Source organism: Reyranella sp., assembly GCF_004297405.1.
In the GTDB taxonomy this organism is placed as follows: domain Bacteria; phylum Pseudomonadota; class Alphaproteobacteria; order Reyranellales; family Reyranellaceae; genus Reyranella.
This window is the reverse complement of sequence record NZ_SCVC01000003.1, coordinates 18,860-43,989: the sequence shown is the minus strand read 5'-3', so window position 1 is coordinate 43,989 and position 25,130 is coordinate 18,860. Positions and strand designations below refer to the sequence as shown.

The 25,130-nt window shown below is 62.7% G+C and carries 24 protein-coding genes; 18 read left to right on the top strand and 6 right to left on the bottom strand.

Translation table 11 applies throughout. The annotated features are described in order from the left end of the window. Position 1 precedes the first annotated feature (1 nt). Positions 2-472 (top strand): DUF6644 family protein, encoded by a 471-nt coding sequence (locus EPO50_RS00770; protein ID WP_296340731.1) that lies wholly within the window; start codon positions 2-4, stop codon positions 470-472. Between the two features lie 161 nt (positions 473-633). Here EPO50_RS00770 and EPO50_RS00765 read toward each other — a convergent pair whose 3' ends face one another. Continuing rightward, the gene (locus EPO50_RS00765; RefSeq protein ID WP_296340730.1) at positions 634-2,565 is read right to left on the bottom strand and encodes a primary-amine oxidase; all 1,932 of its coding nucleotides are present in this window, start codon (positions 2,563-2,565) and stop codon (positions 634-636) included. Positions 2,566-2,602: 37 nt separating this feature from the next. Further along, complete coding sequence (locus tag EPO50_RS00760) at positions 2,603-3,046, bottom strand: MarR family transcriptional regulator (protein WP_296340729.1); 444 nt, start codon at positions 3,044-3,046, stop codon at positions 2,603-2,605. Positions 3,047-3,326: 280 nt separating this feature from the next. Between EPO50_RS00760 and EPO50_RS00755 the strand changes: the two genes are divergently transcribed. From EPO50_RS00755 to EPO50_RS00690, 14 genes are all read left to right on the top strand, one after another. Then, entirely contained in the window at positions 3,327-4,421 is a 1,095-nt protein-coding gene (locus EPO50_RS00755) for a substrate-binding domain-containing protein (protein ID WP_296340728.1), read from the top strand. Between the two features lie 123 nt (positions 4,422-4,544). Further along, positions 4,545-5,402: a branched-chain amino acid ABC transporter permease gene (locus EPO50_RS00750; protein WP_296340727.1), complete on the top strand. Its 858-nt coding sequence runs from the start codon at positions 4,545-4,547 to the stop codon at positions 5,400-5,402. 2 nt (positions 5,403-5,404) lie between these two features. Next, positions 5,405-6,634 carry a substrate-binding protein gene (locus EPO50_RS00745; RefSeq protein ID WP_296340726.1) on the top strand — a complete coding sequence of 410 codons (1,230 nt, stop codon included), beginning with the start codon at positions 5,405-5,407 and terminating at the stop codon, positions 6,632-6,634. Further along, on the top strand, positions 6,628-7,692 hold the full coding sequence (locus EPO50_RS00740) for a branched-chain amino acid ABC transporter permease (RefSeq protein ID WP_296340725.1): 1,065 nt from the start codon (positions 6,628-6,630) through the stop codon (positions 7,690-7,692). The genes EPO50_RS00745 and EPO50_RS00740 overlap by 7 nt, the downstream gene beginning before the upstream one ends. 7 nt (positions 7,693-7,699) lie before the next feature. Beyond that, positions 7,700-8,434: an ABC transporter ATP-binding protein gene (locus tag EPO50_RS00735; RefSeq protein ID WP_296340724.1), complete on the top strand. Its 735-nt coding sequence runs from the start codon at positions 7,700-7,702 to the stop codon at positions 8,432-8,434. After that, positions 8,427-9,128 (top strand): ABC transporter ATP-binding protein, encoded by a 702-nt coding sequence (locus EPO50_RS00730; protein ID WP_296340723.1) that lies wholly within the window; start codon positions 8,427-8,429, stop codon positions 9,126-9,128. The genes EPO50_RS00735 and EPO50_RS00730 overlap by 8 nt, the downstream gene beginning before the upstream one ends. A 32-nt stretch (positions 9,129-9,160) precedes the next feature. After that, on the top strand, positions 9,161-10,675 hold the full coding sequence (locus EPO50_RS00725) for an amidase (RefSeq protein ID WP_296340722.1): 1,515 nt from the start codon (positions 9,161-9,163) through the stop codon (positions 10,673-10,675). A 204-nt stretch (positions 10,676-10,879) separates the two neighbouring features. Further along, entirely contained in the window at positions 10,880-11,359 is a 480-nt protein-coding gene (locus tag EPO50_RS00720; RefSeq protein ID WP_296340721.1) for a sigma-70 family RNA polymerase sigma factor, read from the top strand. Positions 11,360-11,436: 77 nt separating this feature from the next. Next, entirely contained in the window at positions 11,437-12,414 is a 978-nt protein-coding gene (locus EPO50_RS00715; protein WP_296340720.1) for a FecR family protein, read from the top strand. Between the two features lie 116 nt (positions 12,415-12,530). Beyond that, positions 12,531-14,951, top strand: coding sequence for a TonB-dependent receptor (locus EPO50_RS00710; RefSeq protein WP_296340719.1), 2,421 nt, complete (start codon positions 12,531-12,533; stop codon positions 14,949-14,951). Between the two features lie 7 nt (positions 14,952-14,958). After that, positions 14,959-15,273: a hypothetical protein gene (locus tag EPO50_RS00705; protein WP_296340718.1), complete on the top strand. Its 315-nt coding sequence runs from the start codon at positions 14,959-14,961 to the stop codon at positions 15,271-15,273. Between the two features lies 1 nt (position 15,274). Then, on the top strand, positions 15,275-16,828 hold the full coding sequence (locus EPO50_RS00700; protein WP_296340717.1) for a PepSY domain-containing protein: 1,554 nt from the start codon (positions 15,275-15,277) through the stop codon (positions 16,826-16,828). Next, complete coding sequence (locus EPO50_RS00695) at positions 16,825-17,535, top strand: cobalt ABC transporter substrate-binding protein (RefSeq protein WP_296340716.1); 711 nt, start codon at positions 16,825-16,827, stop codon at positions 17,533-17,535. Before EPO50_RS00700 ends, EPO50_RS00695 begins: the two co-directional genes overlap by 4 nt. Before the next feature lie 407 nt (positions 17,536-17,942). Next, positions 17,943-18,218 (top strand): hypothetical protein, encoded by a 276-nt coding sequence (locus tag EPO50_RS00690; RefSeq protein ID WP_296340715.1) that lies wholly within the window; start codon positions 17,943-17,945, stop codon positions 18,216-18,218. A gap of 76 nt (positions 18,219-18,294) precedes the next feature. Here the strand turns inward: EPO50_RS00690 and EPO50_RS00685 are convergent, their stop codons facing one another. Next, a complete protein-coding gene (locus EPO50_RS00685) occupies positions 18,295-19,161 on the bottom strand; it encodes an amino acid ABC transporter substrate-binding protein (RefSeq protein WP_296340714.1) in 867 nt (288 codons plus the stop codon). A gap of 84 nt (positions 19,162-19,245) precedes the next feature. Further along, on the bottom strand, positions 19,246-20,463 hold the full coding sequence (locus EPO50_RS00680) for an LLM class flavin-dependent oxidoreductase (protein WP_296340713.1): 1,218 nt from the start codon (positions 20,461-20,463) through the stop codon (positions 19,246-19,248). 179 nt (positions 20,464-20,642) lie between these two features. Between EPO50_RS00680 and EPO50_RS00675 the strand changes: the two genes are divergently transcribed. Next, on the top strand, positions 20,643-21,908 hold the full coding sequence (locus EPO50_RS00675) for an acyl-CoA dehydrogenase family protein (protein WP_296340712.1): 1,266 nt from the start codon (positions 20,643-20,645) through the stop codon (positions 21,906-21,908). Positions 21,909-22,113: 205 nt separating this feature from the next. Next, the gene (locus EPO50_RS00670) at positions 22,114-23,298 is read left to right on the top strand and encodes an alanine--glyoxylate aminotransferase family protein (protein ID WP_296340711.1); all 1,185 of its coding nucleotides are present in this window, start codon (positions 22,114-22,116) and stop codon (positions 23,296-23,298) included. A gap of 9 nt (positions 23,299-23,307) precedes the next feature. On the opposite strand, the gene EPO50_RS00665 is transcribed toward EPO50_RS00670, so the two are convergent. Then, entirely contained in the window at positions 23,308-23,643 is a 336-nt protein-coding gene (locus tag EPO50_RS00665) for a GIY-YIG nuclease family protein (RefSeq protein WP_296340710.1), read from the bottom strand. Positions 23,644-23,705: 62 nt separating this feature from the next. On the opposite strand from EPO50_RS00665, the gene EPO50_RS00660 reads away from it, so the two are divergent. After that, positions 23,706-24,293 carry a DUF2239 family protein gene (locus EPO50_RS00660; RefSeq protein ID WP_296340709.1) on the top strand — a complete coding sequence of 196 codons (588 nt, stop codon included), beginning with the start codon at positions 23,706-23,708 and terminating at the stop codon, positions 24,291-24,293. Positions 24,294-24,300: 7 nt separating this feature from the next. Here the strand turns inward: EPO50_RS00660 and EPO50_RS00655 are convergent, their stop codons facing one another. After that, entirely contained in the window at positions 24,301-25,062 is a 762-nt protein-coding gene (locus tag EPO50_RS00655) for a pyridoxamine 5'-phosphate oxidase family protein (protein WP_296340768.1), read from the bottom strand. Positions 25,063-25,130: the final 68 nt, after the last annotated feature.

Here is a 25,130-nt window from a genome sequence, read left to right as displayed (position 1 = left end):
GGTGCCGCTCTTGGATTGGATCGGCGCCTGGCCTGGTGCCATTCTGCTGCAGCGATCGGGAACGGCATATCTGCTGGTCAACGCCCTGCATATTCTTGGGGTGGGCGTGCTCCTTGGCGGTATTCTGCCACTCGACCTTCGGCTGATCGGCTTCTTCCGCTCCGTTCCACTCGTCGCGATCGGCCCATTCCTGTCGCGTAGCGCCGGCGTCGGTGTCGTCGTGGCGATCACAACAGGGCTGTGGCTTTTCACGGTGAAGCCCACGGAGTATGTCGGCAACACGGCCTTCCTGTGCAAGATGGCGCTGCTCATTCTGGCGCTTGCCAACGTCGCGTTACAGCATCGAAGTCGCCACCTTCGCACTGCCCTGGCGGGCGGCGAGCTTCACCTGAGTGTCCGCCTCGTCGCCTGCTGCTCGGCTGTTCTCTGGCTGTCGGTGCTGATCGCCGGGAGATGGATCGGGTTTCTCTGAACTCGGGAAATGCAGCACAAGACCTCAAGTCCGTTCATGAGAGCCGTTCCTGCAACTCGGGGGGCGGTCTTCTTGCTGCTCTCGAGGTCTGGTACCGTAGGGTTCCTTCAGTGCCAGTTTGAGGGTCTTGCCGTCTACGACCTCGAAGTCTGTGACGAAGCTCAGCAGCAACTCATGCTGCTTTTGGTGGGTGGGACATCGAGGGCAGGGTTTTCGGAGAAGAACCCGACAGGATGAAGGGCGAAGCCCGCCGTCGTCACGGGCTGAACCGGGAAATCCTCGGGGCGGGGGATATGGTGCAGGCCGAAGCTGTGCCAGACGACGATATCGGTATCGACCAATGGGCGATCCGCAGCAGTCCAGGCGGGTAAGCCATCGCCGCCACTGCTTTGATTGGGATAGCGACCGGCGGCGTAGAGTTCCTCGGGGTGATACGCCGTAACCCAGAGCTGGCGGGTCATAAAGGCGGCCCGTTTCGCCACCATCGACTGCTGCCCTGAGAACATGGGAACCGGGCTCAAAGGCACCAGCTTGTAAGCGGTGGGTTGGTCCAGTGCATTGCGAGAGCCGGCGCTCGCAATCTTCCAGAAACGAGCCGCGTTGAAATCGACGTTGCGCTGTGCAGCCTTCTCGGTTTTCAGAACGGTCTCGCGGATGGTGAAGGCGTTGCCATACGGATTGTCAGGGCCTTCAGGCACCGCCACGGTGTCGACTTCGACGACCCGGTTGCGCTCGCCATCGATCGCCATATCGAGGCGCATGTTGAAGACATGCTGATGGTAGTGCGCGTAGACGCCAGGCGACACGATGGTGCCGTAGTCCGGCGGCTCGCCAGGCTTGAGGCCCGCCGTGTTCAGAATTCCCGTCGCCTTGATCTCGAAGTGGATCGAGCCATCTTGATGGAAGTACCAGAACAGCCCGTACTCGTAGTTGCCGACGGTCGAGATCGACGAGACGACCAGCCGGCGAGCGCGTCGGACATCGACCTCCCCGGTGAAAAGATCGGTGTGCTTCCAGAGGATCCCGAAGTCCTCTTCATGCAGGCACACCGCGTTTTCGATCTTGTAGGGATCGCCCTTGCTGTCGGCCAGCCAGGCATCGAAGTAGCGAATGGTTCCGAGGCAGTCGCACCCGAGCGTCAGGGAGTTGGCGAGCACCCCGATTCCATACTCACCGACATCGAAGGCATTCTTGCGGAAATGCCCGCCACCAGGATGTCCATAGGGCACGACCATTTCGGACAGGGCCGCTCGATGAAGCACCGAGCGCAGCTTGCCGTTGTCTTCGTAGCCAATCGCATGGAGGACCAATCCCTCGCGTGCATTGAAGCCCACGCGGAAGCGCCATTTCTGCCAACGTACTTCATTGCCCTCGACGGTGAAGCTGGGGCCGTCCGACTGCACGATTTCCAGCGGCTTCACATCGTCCCGGAAGACTTTGCGGTAGCGTGAGGCATAGTTGCGATTCTGCATGGGCACCTCGGCTGCCCCGTAGTCGTCGACTCTCAGCACCTCGGCACGATCGAGATCGATCACGGCACAGAGCCCTTCGATGGGATGGGCATAGCCGTTGTCATTCTTTTCCGTTCGATACCAGCAGAACGTATGGGAGAGCCGTCGTCCTTCTTCGTCCGGAAGGCCGTAATTGCCTGCCGACCAGGGATCGACTTGGACGTTGTCGATGTCGGTGATGCCACGTCTGGCCAGCGCCGCCTGGAAGCGTGGATCGGCCCGCGCAACCTCTCCGACCAGGGTGATGTCATCGAGCAGGATACGCGGCCGCACGCCTGGGACATGATGCCAGTCGACGATCGTGTCGGCGACGAGGTCGACCTTGGCTTCGTAGACCTTGCCGTTGGTGCGGTCGAATGCACAAACGAAGGCTTCACGTGGCACGGGGGCACCCGGCTGGAATTCTTCTACGACCTTCTTGTCCGGCTCGCGCAGCGTGATCGTCTCAAACATCATGCCGGGGCCAAGGTCGTGTGCCGTCCGCACGGCCGCGGCGGCGCGACGGATCTCGTCCGGCGCCAATGGATCGAGTGGGTGGCCTGACGTTGCCATGTCGCGGGACTGAGTGGTGATATCAGGCATGCGGCGTCCCTCGAGGTGCGACGGCTGAAGTAGACGGCTAGCCAGCGCGTTCTATCAAGTCTTCGAGCAGTCGCTTGAGCTGCGCGGTTGCCTTGCCGCCGTAGTTCTTGGCGATGTGCGCTTCCTGGCCGAGTGCCAACGGCACCAGGCGCTTCACGAGGTCCTTGCCGCGATCGGAACAGAAGATCAGGACCTTGCGGCGATCCGCGGGATCGGAGATGCGATAGACGAGCGAGTCCGCCACCATGCGGTCGATCGTCTTGGTGAGCGTCGGATGGTTGAGCAGGGCGGCTTCGGCCAGTTCACCCATGGACCGTCCATTGCCATCCGACAGCACCTTGAGGATGCGCCATTGCTCGACCGGCACGCCTTCGGCGCGCAGCCGCGCATCGAGCTGGCGGTTGATCTCGCGATTCGCCTGAGCAAGCAGATAGGCCAAATGCACGGTGATAGGTGAATCAGCAGAAGACGAATCCGACACGGGCGACCTCAGAACCTGTCAAAGGCACGGAACATGCATGCTCGACGGTGCGCCTTTATATGTGCTTCAATTGTTGAAAGTTCAACAAATTTTGGTGACGGGCTGATTTGCCAGTGGAGGACGCGGTTGATGGTTTCGGACGCGTGGCCAGGAGCCCATGATGGCGGGATGCGGAGGCTGACATGCAGCGATCTCCCTTGAGCCTTGTCGATGGGGCGGCGAACCCGTGCTGATGCTCGGGGAGCCATATTCGGCACTTGGATCTGGCGGACAGGCGCCCATGCCTGGTGCCCTGTTTCCCAACCTGCCGAAAGCCCCTCAGCGCGACAAATCCAAGCTACGAGTTGCACACTTTGTGACGATGACCGGCACGGCGGGAATCTGGGGGCCGTCGTCGGTCAATTGCGCCGTCCTCGCCGCCCACCAGATCAACGCGCGCGGCGGGATCCTGGGACGCGAAGTCGAACTCACTATCGTCGATACCGGTGCTGCGATCGAGGATGTGACGCGCGACGCCGAGGACATTGTCGAGTTCGATGGCGCCGATGTGATCGTCGGCAACCATATCAGCGCGGTCCGCATGTCATTGCGCGGGACATTCGCCGGCCATCTCCCCTACATCTACCCATCGATCTACGAAGGTGGCGAGCGAACGCCCGGTCTGTTTGCCATCGGTGAGACCCCGCCACGGCAGGCGCGGCCGGCGATTGCCTGGTTGGCCGAACGCAAGCGCGCCCAGCGCTGGTATCTGATCGGCAGCGACTATGTCTGGCCCTGGCTCTCGCATCGGGAGGTCAAGAGTTACATTGCCGAGACCGGAGGGCGGGTCGTGGGCGAGGATTTCGTCCCGCTGGGCGGCGACGACCACCATCGCTATGTCGAGCGCATTCAGGCGCTGCAGCCCGATGTCGTTTTCATATCGCTCATCGGCCTCGACGGCATTCTCTTCAACCGGCTGTTCGCCGAGTACGGTCTCAGCGAGAAGGTGCTGCGGCTGGCGAACTGCATCGACGAAACCGTCCTCCTGGGGATCGGTGCCGAGAACACGGCGAATCTGTTCGCGGCCTTTGGTTACTTCGCCAGCGTGAGAACCATGCACAACGAAGCCTTTCTCACCGCCTACCAGAAGGCGTTCGGGAACTGCGCGCCGGTTCCGGGCGCCGTCGCACAGGCAAACTACGAAGCGCTGTACTTCCTGGAGGCGTTGGCGCGCCGATCCGAGACGTTGCACCTGCCCAGCCTGACTTCCAGCGCCTCAAGCATGGTCTATCGCGGGGGGCGGGGACCAGTCGGGTTGCGCCATCGGCGCGCCGAGATGCCGATCTATTTTGCGGAAGCCGATGGCTTCGACTTCAAGTTGCTCGAAAAGTTCTGACGCGCAGGCGTCGAACTGAAACTATTTGAAAAGTAAAAAGTTTCTGTTTTAAATACATGGAGTGTGCGGTTCTCGCGTCGTCGACGCGTTGGGCCGCAGTGGTTGCGATCGCATGCGGTGACCATGGGTATCGAAATCAAGCTTGTGTTCGATCTGCTCGCCTTCATGTCGGTGATGGTGCTGATCGTGCTGGGGCTTGGAATCATCGCCAGCATGATGGGCATCTTCAATTTCGCCCATGGCGAGTTCGTTCTTCTGGGCGCCTACACCGTCTATATCTTCGAAAGCAGCGGTCTGTCCGCCTGGGCCGGGATCCTGGCCGCGCCGCTGGTGCTGGCGCTGATCGGCCTCGTCCTCGAACGGCTGGTCATCCGTCGCTTCTATGCGTCGCCCATCATCGCGATGCTGGGTACCTATGCGGTCGGCCTGGTCATTCGCGAGATCGTGCGCGGCCTGCTGGGGGGCCACTACAAGTCGATCTCCGAGCCTCTACCAGGAGCGTTCACCGTCTTCGGCGTAGACTTCTCGATCTGGCGCACCGTGATCGTCGTCGTCACAGCCTGCGTCATTGCCGGGACATGGCTGTTCCTTGCGCGCACATCGGTCGGCCTTCAGGTTCGCGGATCGCTCGAGAATCCCAACCTCGCGAGAGCCTGCGGGATCTCGACATCGCGGCTCTACGCCTTCACCTTTGCCTTCGGCGCGGCACTTGCTGGATTGGCCGGCGCTTTGATCGTGCCCCTCTATCAGCTCTCCGCCGACATCGGCACGCGCTTCCTGGTGCAAGCGTTCCTGTCGGTGATGCTGGGCGGTGTCGGAACCTTCGAAGGTCCGGTCCTGGGTGCCGCCGTCGTCGGCGGCATGGCGGCCGGCCTGCCATGGCTCGTCATTCCGGTGCTCGCGGATCCGCTGGTTTTCATTATCGCGTTGGTAATTGTGAAGTTCCGTCCACAAGGATTCATTACGCAGGGGAGGCTCTGAACATGAGCGACAAGATGCATTCTCTGGGTCGGCGACGTTTCTTGGGAGCAGGTGCGCTCAGTGCTGCCGGCTGGATCGCCGGGGGCGGTGGCTGGATGCTGGCGCCGAAGGGCGCCTTTGCCGCCGATCCCATCCGTATGGGCATCGCTACCGACATCACGGGCGCCATCGCCCCATCCGGCAACGCCAACTGGCAGGTGGCGCAGTTCGTTGTGGAACAGATCAACAAGAGCGGCGGGATCGTCGGCCGGCCGATCGAGCTTTTCCTGGAGGACACGGCGTCCGATCCCAAGATCGCCGTTGGCAACGTGCGCAAGCTCATCCAGGAACGGAAGGTCAATGTCGTGCTGGGTGGCATCACCTCGGCGATGCGGCAGGCGATCAAGGACCCGATCGTCAATCGCGGCCGCACGCTCTACATCTATCCGCAGCTGTATGAAGGGCAGGAGTGTACCAAGGCGCTCTACTGCACCGGCCCCACACCGGCGCAGCAGTGCGACAGGCTCATTCCCTATCTGATCAAGACGGCCGGCAAGAAGCGCTTTGCCTTGCCGTCGGCCAACTATGTCTGGCCGCAGCTCCTGAACAAGTATGCCCGCAAGGTCATCGAAGCCAACGGCGGCGAGGTCGTGTTCGAGGAATACTATCCTCTCGACCAGGCGGAATACTCGGCGACCATCGGCAAGATCCGCGACGGCAAGGTCGACTGTGTCTTCAACACCGTCATTCCGCCGGGGCTGCAGCCTTTCGTGAAGCAGCTCTACGAATCGGGCTTCCAGAAGAACGGCGGCGTCCTGAGCTGCGTCTACTACGACGAGAACCTGCTGAACTATCACCCGGCCCAGGAGATGGACGGGCTCTACAGTTGTCTCGACTATTTCCAGTCAGTCGACGATCCGTTCAGCAAGCAGCTCCAGGCCGACTATTCCAAGAAGTTCCCCGACACCAAGTATCTGTTCACGGCAGGCTCGGCCTCGACCGGCATGTATCGCGGCATCAAGCTCTACGAAGCGGCGGTCAAGGCGACGAACGGCGACCTCGCGCGCGATCCGGTGTCGGCGGCCATGGACAAGGCCAAGATCGAGCAGGGGCCCGGCGGTGGCGCCGAGATGGTGCCCGGCAAGATGCACTGCAAGATGAACATGTACATCGCGCAGTGCAAAGTCGACGCCGGCAAGACGCGCTACGAGGTGATCGAAAGCGACAAGATGGTCGATCCCAAGGAATGCTGACCAAGGAAGCGTCCGGACTGGTTGTGGCGGCCGAGCGCGTGCCCGAGCGTCGGGCAACGCGCCCCCGCGCCCTGCGTCGTGTCCTGCCCTATGTCGAAGGGGCCACGCTCGTTGTCGCGTTGATCGTGCCGGCGGTGTTGAGTGAGAGGACGGATCTCATCACTTTGGCAACCAATGTTCTGATCCTGTCACTGCTCGCCATCAGTTTCGACCTGTGCTGGGGCCTGTCAGGCATCATGAGCTTCGGGCAGGCTCTCTTCTTTGGTGTTGCGGGGTATGCGATCGCTCTGGTCGGACGTGACCTGGAGTTCAGCGAACTCTGGGGGACGTTGCCGCTCGCCATGCTGGTCGGCCTGCTGCTGGCGGGCCTGTTCGCGGCCTTCCTGCTGCTCGGCCGTAAGCCGCCGACCACGATCTTCGTGGCGCTTGGCACGCTCACGGGTGCATATGCGGCCGAACGTCTGGTTTCGGGCTGGCAATATGTCGGCGCCGGTAACGGCCTGTCCTCGGTGAAGCTCCTGAAGCTCGGCAGCTACGAGTTCGTCGAGGGCACGGCCTTCTACTTCCTCGCGTTGGCGCTCTTGATTCTGATCTATGCCGGCGCGCGTTTTCTCAAGCAGTCCCAACTCGGCCTTGTGCTGGCAGGCATGCGCCAGAACGAGGAGCGGCTGGCCTTCTTCGGCTATCGCGTGCAGCTCTTCAAAGCGGTTGTGTTTTCCCTGGCCGGTCTGGTCGCCGGCTTGGGCGGCGCACTCTACAGCTACCACCAGGGCTTCATCGGCCCCGGCAACATGGGGCCCGGCCTGTCGACGACGGCAGTGCTCTACAGCCTGCTGGGCGGATCGGGTACCCTGATTGGTCCGATATTCGGCGCAATCACCGTCGAAGTTCTATCGTACGTGCTGTCCGACATCGACGCGATCAAGCCGATCTGGCCCGTGATCCTCGGGCTGGTGCCGCTGGGCGTCGTGATGTTCCAGCCCAAGGGCATCCTCGGCCTGTTTGTGTCGGACCGCGAGCGTATCGGCTCCTACGGCCGGCGCCGGCGGGACGGGTGAGGTCACCATGGCGCTCCTCGAGATCCGCGGCGTCAGCAAGACGTTCCGCACCTTGAAGGCACTGGACGGCGTCGACATCGACGTGCAGGCGGGGACATTCCATGGACTGATCGGCCCCAACGGCTCGGGCAAGAGCACATTGCTCAAGGCAATCGCCGGCGCGCATTTCGCCGATAGTGGTACGGTCGTGTTCGACGGCCACGACATCACGCGCGCTACGCCCTATGAGCGGGCGCGCGCCGGCCTCAGCCTGAAATTCCAGATCACCGCGGTGCTGCCGGAACTGTCAGTCTACGACAATGTGCTGCTGGCGATGCAGTCGACCGAGAGCCTACCGCGGCTGCTGCTCTCGCTGTCGCGGCGGGCGCTGGACGCCGAAGTCACCGGCCTGCTCGAACGGTTCCGGCTGATCGATCGTGCCGACGACCTGGCGGGCGAACTGAGCCACGGCCAGCAGCAGTGGCTGGAGATCGCCATGGCGCTGGCGTTGCGGCCGAAGCTGTTGCTGCTCGACGAGCCGACCGGTGGCATGAGCCCGGAAGAGCGCCATGTCACCGGCAAGCTCCTGGAGCCGATCAAGGCTCATTGCGCGCTGATCATCGTCGAGCACGACCTGCATTTCATCCGCGATATCTGTGACCGGCTGACGGTGCTCGACCAGGGCAAGGTGTTGGACCAGGGCGATGTCGAGGCGATCCAGCGCTCTCCCAAGGTCCAGCAGGTGTTTACGACCCGTGTCTGACGCAAACCTCCTGCAGGTCGACGGTCTCTGCGCCGGCTACGGCCGCAGCCAGGCGTTGTTCGGCGTCTCGATCAAGGCGCCGGCTCGCGGCGCCATCGCTGTGCTGGGCCGCAATGGTGCGGGCAAGTCGACCCTCCTGAAGGCGCTGTTCGGCGAAGTGCCGCCCATGTCCGGCACGATCCGCTTCGACGGTTCCGCAGTGGAGCGGGAAGCGGCCGAGCGCCGCGTGCGGCGCGGCATCGGCTATGTGCCGCAGGAGCATGGCATCTTCACCAAGCTCACCGTGCGCGAGAACCTGATGCTGGGTTGTGTGCGCCAACCCGATCGTTCGGGCATGGACTACGTACTCGATTTCTTTCCCAAGCTGGCGCAGCGCCTGTCACAGACGGCCGGCACCTTGTCGGGGGGCGAGCGCAAGATGCTGGCGATCGGCCGCGCCGTGCTGGGCCGGCCGAAGCTCATCATGTTGGACGAGCCGACCGAGGGCGTATGGGTGGGGGTGATCGAGGAGATCGCCGACCGCCTGAAGCAGCTCGCGCGCGAGATGGCGGTGATCCTGGTCGAGCAGCATATCGAGCTGGCCCTCGAGGTCGCGCACTACGCCTATGTAATGGATCGCGGCCATGTCGCCCTCGAAGGCGCGGCGGCTGCGGTAAAGGCCGATCCGCAACTGATGCGGCATCTCGCACCGTAAGACCCGATTTTCGATTGAAAGAGGAGGAAACCATGGCCGTTCAAGTTCCGACCGAAGAGCAACTGCGCGAGGTGGCAGCCGAGGTCGGCCTGTCGCTGACCGATGCCGACGTGAAGTCGTACATCGACCTCATGCGGTCGAGTGTGGCGGCCTACAACGTGGTCGACGCGATGCCCGACAACCTGCCTCGCGTGAAGTATCCACGGACGCCGGGTTATCGGCCGACTGGTGACGAGAACAAGCACAATGCCTGGTACATCAAGACCAAGGTCGAAGGCGCCGCCCGCGGCAAGCTGAAGGGCAAGACGGTGGTGCTGAAGGACAACATCATGCTGGCCGGTGTGCCGATGATGAACGGTGCCGCGACACTGGAAGGGTACGTGCCCGACATCGACGCGACCGTCGTCCAGCGCGTGCTCGACGCGGGCGGCACGATCGTGGGCAAGGCGCATTGCGAGAACTTCTGCCTGTCCGGCGGCAGCCACACCAACGCGACAGGGCCGGTGCACAATCCCCACAAGATGGGTTACTCGGCCGGCGGTTCGTCGTCGGGCAGTGCCGTGCTGGTTGCGCTGGGCGAAGTCGATATGGCGCTGGGCGGCGACCAGGGTGGATCGATCCGCATGCCGTCGTCCTTTTCCGGCACCTACGGCATGAAGCCGACGCACGGGCTGGTGCCTTACACCGGCATCATGCCGATCGAAATCTACGTCGATCACACCGGCCCGATGACCGCCAATGTCAGCGACAATGCCCTGCTGCTGGAAGTCTTGGCGGGGCCCGACGGTTACGATTCACGCCAGATCAACGTCAAGACGCACCCCTACACCAAGGCGCTTCAGGGCGACATCAAGGGCATGAAGATCGGCCTTGTGACGGAAGGGTTCGCCCAGGCCAATGCCGAGAAAGACGTGAACGCCAAGGTCAGGGAGGCAGCCAAGAAGTTCGAGGCGCTGGGGGCAGAAGTCGGCGAGGTCTCGATCCCCATGCATCTGGTCGCCCCGGCGCTCTGGATGCCGATCGGCACCGAGGGCCTGACGCAGACCATGATGTGGGGAGACGGCTATGGTGTCAGCCGGCCGGACCTCTACGTCACCAGCCTGATGGACTTCCATCGCAACTGGCGCAACCGCGCCAACGAGATGTCGGACACCACCAAGCTCTTCACCATGTTCGGCACCTACATCCGCCGCAACTACGGCAGTCGCTACTACGGCAAGGCGATGAACCAGACGCGGCTCCTGACCGCTGCATACGATGCAGCGCTCGACGAGTACGATCTGCTGATGATGCCGACGACGCCGCTCAAGGCGACGCCGTTGCCGCCTGCCGACGCGCCGCGCGAACTCTATGTCGAACGCGCCCTCAATATGATCTCCAACACTGCACCGTTCGATATCACACATCACCCCGCCATGGCCGTGCCTTGCGGCATGTCGGACGGCCTGCCGGTTTCGTTGATGCTGGTGGGCAAGCATTTCGACGAGCCGACGATCTACAAGGCGGCTTTTGCGTTTGAGCAGTCAGGAAACTGGAAGAAGATGTGAAGCGCCTGTCTGCTTGGCGATATTCGCGCGACTGGCGCAGGGATCGTCTATCCTCAGGAAGGTGACCCGGGCGGCGATGGAGTTCCACTAGGCAAGGGTTGCCGTGCCAGTAGCCCTTGCCTATAAGGAAATTGCGAATCATTCGCATTTCCTAAGGGGCAGCATCCAAGCGTGAGTCAGGGACAAGCAACCCTTGCTCTTTACATGGCGCATAGACGTGAGCTGGTGAATTACGCCAGCGGCATCGTCGGTGACAGGGCGCGTGCCGAGGATGTGGTCCAGGAAGCCTATCTTCGTTTTGCCGACGTGGCCGGCCGGCGACTGCTCGACGAGCCACTGGGCTATCTCTATCGGATTGTGCGCAATCTCGCGCTCGACGGCCGGCGCCGGCAGGCTCATGAGGATCGTTTCCTGTCGCCAGCGGACAGCGTCGACCTCAGCCAGGCGGCCGAGGCACGACCGTCGCCGGAAACCGAAGCGGTGGACCGGGCCGAACTGCAACTTGTGATGGACGCTTTGGCCGAGCTGCCGGAGCGGACGCGGCGAGCGCTCGAGATGCATCGCTTTGGCGGGCTTAAACTGCGCGAGATAGCGGAGCGCCTAGGGATATCCGTCACACTCGCCCATGCGCTGGTGGCGGAGGCGGTGGAGCACTGTCGTGCACACCTGCGCAAACTTTCGTGACTATCTGTCGCTGAAAAACTGCCATACCGGAACGTCTATTCAAGAGGAGCCCCCGTCTTGGGTGGCTGTGGAGTGGGATGGCGGTAGCAGGCGATAGCGCGGATCGACGCGCGTCGAGGGAAGCGACGGACTGGCTTATCGCTCTGCGCGAGGACCCGGACGATGCGGCGTTGTGCGCTCGTTTCGAGGCCTGGATCGCCGCTGATCCGGCGCATGAAGCCGCTTGGGAGGAGACGCGCCACCTCGATGGTCTCATTGGTCGGGCACAGCCTGCCTTGCTGAAACAGCAGTCGCAGATTGTTGATTTGGCCGCGAATCGAGTACGCCGCGGGCCGCGTCAGTTGGTTTTGGCTAGCGCCCTGTCGATGGTCGCGGCGTGTCTGATCCTGGTTTTTGCGCCTGGTGTTTTGCTGCAGCTTCAAGCGTCGCACGCGACGACGACTGCCGAGATCAGGTCGTTGCGTCTCGAGGACGGCAGCACGGTGCAACTCGGACCAGCTAGTGCAATCGATGTTGCCTTTGAAACCGGCGTGCGGCGCGTTCATCTCCTGAAGGGTGAGGCTTTCTTCGAGGTGGTGCCGGACGCCAGCCGACCTTTCGTGGTGCAAAGCGGCGAGGTGCGAACAACGGTCGTGGGTACCGCCTTTGATGTGCGCTGGGCGGCGGGCAACACGGAGGTGGCGGTTCGCTCGGGCATCGTGCGTGTGGCATTCGAGGCGGCAACGCCACCGATCCTCGAAGAACTCATGGCGGGCGACACGCTGCGCGTCGGCCCGGCAGGGCAGGTGAGGCGCGGGCATGGCGCGCCGGACGAGGTCGCGGCCTGGCTGAGCGGCCAGATCGTCGCGCGCGATCGGTCTGTCGCGGACATCGTCGAAGAACTGAGGCGCTACCATCGCGGCGCCGTGGTCATTGCCGACGAGGGGCTGGCTCGGGAGCGGGTGACCGGCGTCTACAATCTTTCCGACCCTTCTGCAGCTCTGCGGGCGGTGGCCAGTGCCCATGCGGCTACTGTTCGGCAGATGACGCCCTGGCTCGTGGTTTTGTCGCGCTGAACCTTCGACTGAAAATTTTCTGACCCCATTCGTTGACTAGGCAGGGGTGAGCTTAAGTCGCATTCGCACTATGAGGCGATACCCCAGTTCACTGCGTGGTTTTCGGGGTCCTGGTCATGGCGAAGGCGTATTGGTCGAAGGTTCTGGCGGCGGCGATCGGGGCGACAGTCGTGACGGCGGCAAGCCCAATGGCGGTGCTGGCACAGACACCCTCCGCCCAGTCCCGGACATTCAACATCCCACCACAGCCGCTGGCGGACGGCCTTACCGCCTTCGGGCGCCAGTCCGGCCTGCAGGTCAGCGTCGACGCCGCCCTGGTACGTGGCCAGTCGACCGCGGGCGTTTCCGGCACCCTGACCCCGGTCGAGGCGCTGAATGCCCTGCTGGCCGGCACGGGCATTGTTTATCGCTTCACCAACGCCACGACGGTGACCCTCGAACGCCCTGGCGCGGCAAGCGGTGCGTCGGGGGCCATGCAGCTCGATCCGGTGCGCGTGCAGGCCAACACGCCGCCGCCGCCACAGGCCGAGATCGGCAACCTGCCTCCCGTCTATGCCGGCGGCGAGGTGGCGCGCGGCGGCAAGGTCGGCCTGCTCGGCAACCGCGACTATATGGACTCGCCGTTCAGCGAGACTGTCTACACCGACAAGTACATCCAGAGTCAGCAGGCCCGTACCCTGACCGACGTGCTGGCTGGCGACCCGACGGTTCGCCTGGGCTGGCCCAACGGCAACGTCTTCGACGATCGCGTGATGATCCGCGGCATCCTGGTGCAGAATCCCAACTACGGCCTGGGCGGCATCTACGGCATCGTTCCCGGTCAGGTCGACACGACCGGCGTCGAACGCGTCGAGGTCTTCCGTGGTCCGACGGCCTTCCTGAACGGTGCGCTGCCCAGCGCCGTCGGCGGCACCGTCAATCTCGTGCCGAAGCGCGCGACGGACACGCCGATCACCCAGTTATCCGCGCTCTATCTTTCCGATGGGCAGGTCGGCGGCACGGCGGATGTCGGGCGCCGCTTCGGTCCGGACAATGCGCTCGGCGTCCGGGCCAATGCGACCTACATCAACGGCGAGACGTCGGTGAACAATCAGACCGCCGAGCGCCTCGCGCTGACTCTGGGCCTCGATTTCCGCAGCGACGATACCCGGATCGACGCCGACATTGGTTACCAGATGCGCAACATCGGCGGCTTCCAGGGCAGCATCTTCCTCGCGGCGGGCGTGCCGCTTCCGCCCGCGCCCAACGCCCACAACAGCTCCTACCAGCCCTGGGAGCGCCTGCAGGCAAACGATCTCTACGGCGCCCTGCGCTTCGAGCACGACATCACCCCGGGCCTCACCGGCTTCATCAAGGTCGGCGGCAGGCGCAGCAACACGACGTCGGTGTTCCTCAACCAGAACATCGTCAACTACAACGGTAACACGACGACCCTGGGGGCCGGACAGTTTCGCTCGATGGCCGAGGTGCTGTCGGCGGAGGTCGGCGCCCGCGCCACGTTCCGCACCGGTCCGGTAAAGCATGAAGCCGCGCTGGTCGGCGACTATCTCAAGACGATGAACTACTCGCTGAACAATCCGCTGGCGATCCCGTCGAACTCGAACATCTACAATCCGACTTTCCTGCCGGCTCCCATGCTGACCGGCCTGAACGCTTCCACACCGCTGACGTCAGACTCGCTCTACACCAGCGTCGGCCTCGTCGACGCGATTTCGTTCGCCGACGATCGCGTGCAGATCATCGGTGGCGCGCGTCTGCAGCGGTTGCAGTCGGCGAACTATCTCCCGAGCGGCCTGCCGGCCAACGGCGCCGACCAAACCGTCGTCTCGCCCTCGGTCTCCTTCGTCGTCAAGCCGACCAAGGAGATCATGATCTACGGCAATTACATTCAGGCGCTGCAGCAGGGGCCAACGGCGGGGGCAGGCCTCACCAATGCCGGCCAGACCTTTCCACCGTTCGTGACCAACCAGTTCGAGGTCGGCGTGAAGGCCGATTTCGGGACTTTCGGCGCGACCCTCAGCGCTTTCCAGATCACCCTGCCGAGCTCTTTCACCGACATTTCGACCAACACGCTGGTGACCGACGGTCAGCAGCGCAATCGTGGTATCGAATTCGTCGCCTTCGGCGAGCCGCTGCCGGGCCTCAAGTTCCTGGGCGGTTTCACCCTGCTTGACGCGAAGCTCACCAGCACGGCCGGCGGCCTGAACAACGGCAACACTGCCGTCGGCACGGCGCCCTTCCAGGTCGCCGCGGGCCTCGACTGGGATACACCCTACGTCAAGGGGCTCGGGATCTCGGGCCGCGTCGTCTACAACGGCCAAGTCTATCTCAATCCTGCCAACACACAGGCGGCGCCACCCTGGACGCGCTTCGATGCCGGCCTGCGCTATACCTTCGAGCGCGCCGACGGCAAGCCGATTTCGCTGCGTGCCAACGTCATCAATCTCTTCGATGCCAACTATTGGGTCGCGACGACGGCGTTCTTCGCCCAGAACCAGCCGCGCACCTTCATGCTGTCGTTGACCGCCGACTTCTAGAGACGGGATGGTCCGCGAAACCTCTCCTTCCGCACCCGTCGGCGCCGGTCGAGTGGTTCTGCGCGTGCTGGCGATCGTCGTCGGCAGCTATGCGGCAGCCTCCGCGCTCGTCGCCGCGGGCGCAGTGACTTTGCCTTTGCTCGGTGTGGCGCGAAGCGATGCCCTCACGCTCTGCGGCATCCTGGGCTTCCTGATTTATCTCGCCCTCGCACTGTGGGCCGCCGCGGAACGACGCCTGATCCTGCTGATCGTGACGCTGTTGGCGCTTACCGCCGGCGGCGCAGCGGTAGCGGCTCTGATCAGCCTCTCGGCGAAGGCCTGACATGGAGCAGACGTTTCGACAATCGTTGAACTGGCTTCACACTTGGACGGGCGTCGTCCTGGGGCCGTTACTGTTCGTCGTCTTCTGGACGGGGACGATCTGCGTCTTCGACAAGGAGATCGATCGCTGGATGATCCCGCAGACGCGGCTCGTCTACTCGGGAGAACCAGTTTCGGCCGATGCCCTGCTCGTCGAAGTAGCCAAACTGCCAGCGAGAAACGCCCCTTGGGCGATGATCATGCCGACGCAACGTGATCCCTTCGTATGGATCGCCTACCGCACCCCGACCGGCTTCGATCGCAAGTTCTTCGATCCCGCCGGCCTCAAGCTGTTGCCCGATGCGGAAACCTGGGCAGCCACGCGGTTCTTCTTCCCGTTCCACTACACACTGCATATCAGCAGTTGGAATATTGGCCTGTGGCTGGTTGGCCTCGCCGGCATGGCGATGCTGGCGCTCTGCGTTTCCGGCGTGATCATCCACCGCAAGATCTTCGCCGATTTCTTCACGCTCCGGCGATCACGCCAGCCGCAGCGACTGATTCTCGACATCCACAATACCGCCGGCACGCTCGGCTTCATCTTCTATGTCGTCATGGCCTTCTCCGGCCTGACGATCTTTGCGGCGACCTACTTTCCGTCGGGTTGGATGGCCGGTTTCAACGGGAAGCAGCAAGCCTATTTCACCGAGGCCTTCGATTCTTACTTCCGACCGAAGTTCGACAAGCCGGGCGGTCCCGTGGCGTCGCTCGACGCAATGGCCGACACGGCCAGGCGCGCGTGGGGCGGGCTGGGACCCTATTTCATCCGCATCTACCACGAAGGTGACGCTAACGCCTTTGTCGAGGTGCGGCCGTCCATCGAGGCCGAAGTGGCGATGCGCACCGATCCCTTCTACTTCGATGCCGCTACCGGTGCCGTGTTGCACCGAAGCACGACGCCGCAAGTGACGGGGATCCAGCAATATCTGACCGGGCTGCATTTCGTGCAGTTCCGGCACTGGACTTTGCGCTGGGTCTATTTCCTGTTGGGCGTGCTCGGATGCGTGCTGATCGCCACCGGCTTTCTGTTCTGGGTCGAATCGCGCCGTAAGGCACACGACGCCGCCGGCCTGGGCGGTGTGAAGTTCGTCGAGGGTCTGGCGACCGGCAGCACGGCTGGCATGGTCGTGGCCACGTTGGCTTTCCTTATTGCCAACCGATTGCTGCCCTCGGGCGCAACGCTGCTCGGCGGCCAGCGCTACGAGCTGGAGATCTGGGCCTTCTTCATCGTCTGGGTAGCAACCTTTGCCCACGCCTGGCTGCGGCCGGGGCGGGCCTGGATCGACCTTTGCTGGATCGCGGCTGCGTCGGCGATGACTGCGGTTCTGTTGAATGCCCTGACCACTGGCGACCATCTCGCGCGGAGTATTGCGCAAGGCAAGTGGGCCGTCGCTGGCATGGATCTGGTGCTGCTGGTCGGCGCTATCGTCGCGGCCGTGACCGCGCGCCGGCTGCAACGTCGCAAGGCCGCTACCAATCCCACCAATCTCGTTCATCAAAGAGGAGTGACCTCATGAAGATCATACTGCGTTTTGCGATCGCCCTGACTTTCTGTCTGGGAGCCAGTTCTGCATTCGCCCATCACCTGTGGCTGGAGCAGACCGGGCAGGGCGTGCGCCTCTATTTCGGCGAGTTCGGCGAGAATTTGCGTGAGGCATCGCCGGGCGCGCTCGACAAGCTGCAACCGCAGGCCAAGGCTACGTCAGCAGCAGGCGAGCGACCCCTCACGGTCGAGAAAAAGGCGGATGGCTTTACCGTGTCGGGCAAGGTCGACGGATCGGACAGCGTTGTTGTCGAGGATGTGCGCTATCCGGTCTTTGTGCGCACCAAGGACGGCACGACCACGCGTTCGATCTATCTCCCCGCGGCGCGGATCGTACCGGATCGAGCTGCACGCACGCCGCTGCTGGCGCTGGATATCGTTCCGGCCGGCGGCGACAAGTTCAAGGTGGTGTTCAAGGGCAAGCCGCTCGCCAAGACCAAGGTCTCGGTGGTCACCAATGCGGGCTGGGGGCGTGAGCTTTACACCGGCGACGATGGCGAATTCACCGTCGGCTTGCCGTGGCGTGGTCCCTATGTCTTCGAGGTCCAGCACGCCGACAAGACTCCGGGCAAGCGCGGCGAGGAAGCCTACGATGTCATCAACTATGTGACGTCGCTGACCGTTGGCCAGCCGCAGGGCCTCGAGCCGCTGCCGGCATTGCCAGCCGCCAAACCGCATTGATGCCGGTGGGCACCTCGATCGTCTCTTGGCACGAACGAGACATGGCACCAGATCTGGACGGGAAGGCGCAGTCCTTGCAGGGAGGACCAGCTTCCCGTTCACTTGTCGTTGTCGATTCGATTGTGCCGTTGCGAGATGAGACGTCGCTTAACGGAGCGCTACAAGCTCCAACACGGGGCCACCCGCGGTGATGACCAATCCGACAATCGCCAGGATTGCACTTGCGGCCGCAATGATGCGGAGCCAAGCGCCAAGCTCGTGCAGCATTGTTCCCTCCCGGTGAGATTTGGATATTCCTTGCCTTCAGGGTGGCACGAACGGCCTGCTGCGTCACTGTCATTGGGCCTGCCCTTGTGGACTAAAGCCATCCAGCTACAGTGAGCGATCAGAGGCTTCGGGAGGGCACAATGTCGGACGATCGCAAGAAGGTCTTTGAACGCTTCGGAGACCGGTTGGCAAAGTTGGAAGCGGCGCGTCACGAGATGCCCGCGCGCTGGCAGGTGTTTCATCTCCACAATGCGCTCAATGTTCTGGAGACTGACCACAATGCTGCGGACCTGCACCTCGATGAGTTCGATCGGCATGAACTCGAAAAGGAGTATCCCGAACTCGAAGCTGATCGTGTCCCCACGGTCGACGAGCTCCGGTCGCGGTTCGACCTGATCGCCGGAGGTGCGTTCTAGGCACTATCGGGGCCTGGGAGTCGCCAGCAATAAGAACTGGCGAGCGGCCATTGCTCCGCATTCCTGCCTGCTGCACTCATTCTGGCAAGGCAGACATCATGTACACTCCGAGCAGCGATTCAGAAGGTTTCGCGGCTGGACCGAAGGAAGCGGCGAAAATCTTGGCGATTTCGCCGGAGCGATAGATCTCACTCAGTGCGCGATCGACAGCCAGACGAAAATCCTCGTCGCCGCGTCGCAAGGCCAGCGCGTAGCGTTCCATGCTGAGATAGGTGTCCGCAATCATCAGCCCGGACTGCGGCCCGCTTTGCACAAGAAGGAAAGTGAGTATGCCACGGTCACCGTAGTAGGCGGCGGTTGATCCTTTCTCCACCGCGTCGATGCCTTCCTTGTGTGTCTTGGCAACGATAACTTCGGCGTTAATCCGGCCTGCCTCGAGAGCACGCTTTAGATCAGCCTCCGTCGTGGTGTTCGCCAGCACACCTACTTTCTTGCCTTCGAGACTCTTGATGTCCTTCGGCCCATTGGCTCGAATGATGAAGGTCGCGCCGTCCACGAAGGTCGGAAGGGAGAAGGAAACTGCCTCGCGCCGCTTGAGTGTCTGGGTCGTGGCTTCGCATAGCAAGTCTGCCTTGCCGTCGGTGATCGCCTCGAAACGGTTGGTGGAGGTGACGGGCACGTACGTTAGCTTGAGATCGGCGATCCCGAGTTGCTTGCCGATCTTTGCCGCGACGGATCGGCAGAGATCCAGCGTGAAACCTGCGGGGGCCGTCGGATTCGCATTATCTCGCTTGAAGGAAAAGGGCGGAGCATCCTCTCGGTATGCGATGCGGATGTCTGACTTCGCCCGGACATCGTCAAGAGTGCCGGCATTCGTTACGCCAGCCATCAGTACGCCGATCGCAATGACTGCTGAGAAGATCGTCTTGCTACGAGTCGTCATGAATACCTCCATATTGGAACGCTCCACTACTCGTGCACCCTCAGCGGACCGTCCTAGGCCTGGCATCCACCGGGATGATGTCCGTCACTCAGCGGCTTGGGCCTTCGCAGTGCTTGGCGAAATGGCCTTCATGGTCCCGCCATATCGATCCGTGAAGGCAGAGGTATCGATCTCTTCGAGTTCGATTTCCCGGTTCAGAACCTGCTCCTTCCACTTCAGGAGCTGGGGATGTGCCGCCTGGAATTCCGGCATCACTTCCTTTCCAAAAAGCTCCAGGGATTCGCAGATGTGCTCGTGCGTGTTCCTGCCGGCCTGATTGAGAAGGACGACCTGATCGATATTCGACGACTGGAATTTGCGGAGTTTGCGCCGGATTGTCTCGGGTGACCCGATCAGGCCACCGCGCAGCGCCGCGGCGTGCGCTTCGGGATTGGCCTTCTTCCACTTGTTGTACTCGTCCCACATGTTGACTGAGCCGGCCGGCGGTCTCGCACGGCCTGCCGATTGCCCATAGAAGCGCAACGCGAATTGAAAGAAGGTGCAGCCGTCGGCACGCTCACGTGCCTCTTCGTCCGTCTTCGCGCACATGAAGAACGAGACGAGAGCAATATTCGGATTCGTCCTGTAGTCGGCGAGCTTCTTCTGCCGCTTCACGAAGGCGTTGTAGTAGGCATGCACCCAGGCATGGGCGGCGTCCGCCGAGACAAACTGGAAGCCGAGCGCTCCGAAACCCCATTCACCACACTTGGCCAGGGTTTCGAGCTGGGAGCAGGCAACCCAAAGCGGCGGGTGCGGCTTCTGCAGCGGCTTGGGCATCACATGGCGCAACGGCATGTTGAAATACCTGCCCTGATGCTCGCTCGGGCCATCCTTGAACATGGGGAGGATCGCGCGGACCGCTTCCTCGAAGACTTCGCGCTTGTTCTCCATGTTGACGCCGAACGGTTCCAGTTCGGTGATGGACGCGCTTTCGCCCATGCCGAACTCGCAACGGCCACTGGACAGCAGATCAAGCGTGGCGACTCGTTCGGCGACCCGGGCGGGATGGTTGGTCGTCAACTGGTAGATGCCGTGGCCAAGGCGGATTTTCTTCGTTCGCTGGCTGGCGGCCGCGAGAAAGGACTCGGGCGCCGGCGAATGAGAATATTCTTCGAGGAAGTGATGCTCGACCTGCCAGGCATGGTCGTAGCCCAGACGGTCGGCCAGTTCGAGCTGCTCCAGGGCATTGAGATAGAGCCTGTGCTCGTCGCCCTCGTTCCAGGGCCGCGGCAACTGCAGTTCATAGAAGATGCCGAACTTCATGAAGGCGTTCCTCCAGTTTGGCCGACAGCATGAGGCCTGAGCGCGCCGGGGCAAGGGGGCCGGACGCTCGCTTTTCGCAGCCAGAAATTGCCGGGGAGCATCCGGGCAGGGTGAGGATTGACCTATCAAGGGAGGTCTGTAGGGATGGACGAGCAACCGTTCGAACAGAGGAAATTCCCATGCAAGCCAAGGCCGCCGCGGCTCCCCGCCCCGATCTCGATGCCGAGTTGAACAATCTCGCCATGTCCAAGGCGGCGAAGCCGCTGTTCGACGCGGTGAAGAAGCACATCGACGAGAATGTGGCTCCGATGTCCGAGGAGTTCTTCCGACTGGGTGAAGGCCGCAAGGATCCGTGGAGCTGGGCGCCGGGCCAACTTGAGTTGCTGGAGGTCGCCAAGAACAAGGCAAAGGCCTCGGGCCTGTGGAACTTCTTCCTGCCCAACTCAGAAATCGGGCAGGGTCTGACCAACCTCGACTACGCCTACATCGCCGCGGAGCTCGGCAAGCAGCCACTGGCCTCGGAAACGCTGAACTGCTCGGCGCCAGACACTGGCAACATGGAAGTTCTCGAGCGGGTCGGCACGCATGAGCAGAAAGAGAAGTGGCTGAAGCCGCTGCTGAACGGCGAGATCCGCTCGGCCTATGCGATGACCGAACCGGGCGTCGCTTCTTCCGATGCCAAGAACGTTGCTACGCGCGCCGAGCTGGTCGGCGGCGAGTGGGTGATCAACGGCGAGAAGTACTACATCTCCGGCGCCGGCGACCCGCGCTGCAAGATCATGATCGTCATGGTCAAGACCAGCCCCGATGCCTCACCGCAGTTCCAGCAGTCGCAGATCCTGGTGCCGATGGACACGCCTGGCGTGCGCATCCTGGGGCCGATGCAGGTCTTCGGGCATGACCATGCACCGCGTGGCCACATGCATCTCAAGTTCGAGAATGTCCGCGTTCCTGAGTCGAACATCCTGCTGGGCGAGGGTCGCGGTTTCGAGATCTCGCAGGTGCGCCTCGGCCCGGGCCGCATCCATCACTGCATGCGTTCGATCGGCCAGGCTGAGAAGGCGCTCGATCTGCTGGTGAAGCGCGGCTCCAACCGCACCGCGTTCGGCAAGCAGCTCATCCAGCTCGGCAAGAACCTGGAAACCGTGTCGCGCGCGCGTATCGAGATCGAGGCGATGCGGCTCATGGTGCTGAAGGCGGCCAAGGCGATGGACGTGCTGGGCAACCGCGAAGCGCGCGTGTGGGTCAGCATGGTCAAGGCCATGGTGCCCGAGCGGGTGTGCCAGATCATCGACCAGGCAATCCAGATCCACGGCGCCACTGGCATCTCGCAATGGACGCCGCTCGCCGACATGTACACCAACCAGCGGCATCTCCGGTTCGCCGACGGTCCGGACGAGGTACATCACATGGTGGTGGGACGCGCCGAGTTGAGCCGTCACTAGCTCACGGGGACGCGAAGCGATACTTCGGCTGCAGGTGGCCAATACGCAGGAGAATCTCCTCGCCTACCTTCGGCTATGCTAATCTTTTCATCGCGGTGCCTGGATTTCCGGTCGTCAGCACAACCGGTACCAGCACCGCGATTTTTTGTGAGTGTAGCGTCGTGCCGGTGGCAATCATGACACCGGAAGAGCTCGGAGGCAGAAGATGAGCGTGCGTGCGGGGCGTGAGTTCCTGGCCATTCCCGGACCGACGACGGTGCCTGACGAGGTGTTGCGGGCGATGCATCGTCCGGCCGTCGACATCTATTCCGGCCCGTTGCTTGCGTTGACGGACGGGCTGCTGCGCGACGTCGCTCGCGTGTTCGGCACCAAGGGCCGGGCCTACATCTACATCGCCAATGGCCATGGCGCCTGGGAAGCCACGCTCACCAACGTCCTCTCCAAGGGCGACAAGATCTTGGTGCTGGAGAGTGGCCGCTTCGCCATAGGGTGGGGCGACAATGCCCGCCGCATGGGCGTCGAGGTCGAGGTGCTGAAGGGCGACATGCGTCGCGCCGTGCGGCCGGCCGAAGTCGAGGCGCGCCTCAAGGCCGACAAGGGCGGCACCATTAAAGCCGTGCTCGTGGCGCAGATCGATACGGCCTCGGGCGTGGTGAACGACATCGCCGCGATTGGCCAGGCAATGCGAGCCGCGGGACACGACGCGCTGCTGATGGTCGACGCGGTGGCGTCGCTGGGCTGCATGCCGTTCGAGATGGACAAATGGGGCGTGGACGTCGCCATGTCGGGCTCCCAGAAGGGCCTGATGGCGCCACCGGGCCTGGGCTTCGTCGCCGCGAACGACCGCGCGCGCGAGGTGCACAAGAAGGCCGGGCTGCGCACGCCCTATTGGGACTGGACCGATCGCGAGGGCGATCTCCATTACCAAAAATACGCCGGCACGCCGCCCGAGCATCTGCTGTTCGGCCTGCGCCAGGCCCTCGACATGCTGTTCGAGGAAGGTCTCGAGAATGTGTACCAGCGTCATCGGCTGCTGGCCGAGGCGACACGCCGCGCTGTCGGCATCTGGGCGGAAGGCCAGGCGATCGGCTTCAACATTATCGAGCCGAGCGAGCGCTGTGACACCGTCACCACGGTGCAGTTGAACGGCTACGACCCCGAGACTTTACGGGCCTATTGCAATCAGAAGTGCGGCGTCATCATTGGCCACGGCATCGGCGACCTTTCCGGTAAGGGCTTCCGCGTTGCCCATATGGGCCACGTCAACGCACCGATGATGCTCGGCACGTTGAGTGTGATCGAGATCGGCCTCGGTGCGCTCGGCATCCCACATGCCAAGGGCGGCGCCCAAGCGGCGATCGATTGGCTGGCCGACCAGGTAAAGCCCTAGCCGGACGTTTTAGATGGCTTCGGCCTGGAGCTTTGATCGCCAGTGCTCCAGGTGCCTCTTCAGAAGCGCGTCCCTGAAGTAGGGCGACTCTTCATTCTCGAGGTGTTCGACGACTTCGAAAACGAAGCTGTCGGCGCCATGGTCGCGCCAGGCTTTCTGAAGGCTCGGATGAGGGCTGCTGCCCTGGCGGAGCGTGAACCAGATGCGATTCTGGACGGTATCGAGGTTCGGGCTTTGCCCGACCCAGACTTCGCCCGAGGCAAGGCAACGAACCAGATAGATCCCGATGACGGCCTTTCGCTCCTTGTAGGCTGCGATCGCCGCTTTTCTGTCGATGGTCTTCATGGGTCTCTAATATTATACGGGTAATATTGACTCAAGATATTTTACCAGGGTAAAAATATGGCATGACGAATGACCATGCCTCCGCCTCGTACACCGCATTTGAAGGCAGCCGGTTGCTGTTCGCCGGCCCCCTGGTCGAGGTCGTCCTGGCGGTGAAGGCCGCGACTGAGCGCGGGACGGTTGACCCTGTCCTCGTCTTCGACGACGCGACGGGTCGTGCTCTCGATTTCGACCTTCGTGGCACCAGAGCCGATGTCATCGAACGCCTATCGCTATCGCAGCCGAGCCCTGAGCGTCGCGGGCGGGGGCGCCCCAAGTTGGGTGTAATCGGTCGTGAAGTGACGCTCCTGCCGCGCCACTGGGAGTGGCTTGCCGCTCAACCAGGCGGCGCCTCGGTGGCGCTTCGAAAGCTCGTGGACGAGGCCCGGCGAACCGGCGGTCCTGGGCAGGCATTACGAGCCGCCAAGGAGGCGGCCTATCGCTTCATGTCGGCAATGGCGGGCAATTTGCCGGGCTTCGAGGAGGCCGCTCGCGCGCTGTTCGCGAACGACCGCCCTCGTTTCGAGCAGCACGTTTCTGATTGGCCGGACGATATCCGCACCTACGCCACTCGACTTGCTTTTCAGCCGCAAGAGATAGCGGCGCCGTAGCAATCGTTCAGTCGCCGAACGTCCGGCGATAGGTCTTGGTCATAATCTCATCGAGCCGGTCGCCGGGCGCGAAGTCGACCATTTCGTCGGGCCGCGTCAGGCCGGCGAGCTGGCGCGGGCAGTCGGACGGTGCGCCCAGAACCTGCGTGATCGGATAAAGCGCCGACCAGGCGGGTACCGCCTCGTAATCCTCCTCGTCGTCCGCCACATGCTTGTCGCGGATCTTGCCCGACGCAGTCTCGATCTCCATGCCCATCATCGTCGTCGCCTTCAGCTCCTGCTTGTTGGGCTGACGGATGAGCTGAGAGCGGCCGGGGTAGATGCGGTCGATGAACCGGTCCATCAGCTTCAGCTTGTGGTCGACGTCGTCGATAATGTGCGCCTTTCCGAACGCCATCACCGCGCGATAGTTCACTGAGTGGTGGAAACCCGAGCGCGCCATGACCAGCGCATCGAGATGCGTGACGGTAAGGCAGACATCGACGCCTTCCTTCTGGGTGCGAATCATTCGGCTGGCCGACGAACCGTGCCAATAGAGGTGATCGCCCTCGCGCCAGAAGCTCGTGGGCGTGCAGTAGGGTCGGCCGTCGATGACATAGGCGATGTGGCAGACCAGTGCCGCATCCAGGATTTCGTAGATGGTCTTCTTGTCGTAGCGTCCCCGCTCGTGCACGCGCTTGACCTTGTTGACCGGCGAGACCGCAAAGCTCGACACGGCGCCGTCCGCCTCTGCCGTCACTGTCGCTTCCGCTGTCGTCACGCTCGTCATGTTTCCGCACTCCTGCTGGATCAGTTCGGGGCGGACCATGCTGCTGATATGGTCTATAAGAAAGATCC